General features: G+C 58.9%; 1 pseudogene. It reads left to right on the forward strand.

Going from position 1 to position 358, the window contains the following annotated elements:
- Nucleotides 1-358: pseudogene (locus ACR6JA_RS22985) on the forward strand (hypothetical protein); the annotation flags it as partial.

Genomic DNA, 358 nt, shown 5'->3' on the forward strand with positions numbered 1-358 from the left:
CCTCGACCTTTACTTGGGTGATGCGCAGGCAACCGAGCAGAGCAAGTGGTTCGACACGCAGGACTTCGGCTATTGGAAGATCACCGTAGAGCGCCCGCTGCGACTCAAGAGCCAGTTGAAAACCAGCGCCATCGAAACCCTGCGCTTCGCGTCGGGCGATGAGTCCCTGCGCCAGGAAATCTGGATGAAGTACGGTGACTCTTTGTACGAAGGTTTCGCCGGCATCAAGGCTGACCTCGAAGCCTGGTTGAAGGGCGAAGAGGACGACGAAGACGAGGACGAAGAGGAAGCTGAGGACGGCGAGTCGGCACCTGCTCGCAAGGCAGTTCCCGCCAAGAAGCGCAAGAAGCTGCTTGAC

It is taken from the genome of Cedecea sp. B1(4) (genome assembly GCF_059414925.1).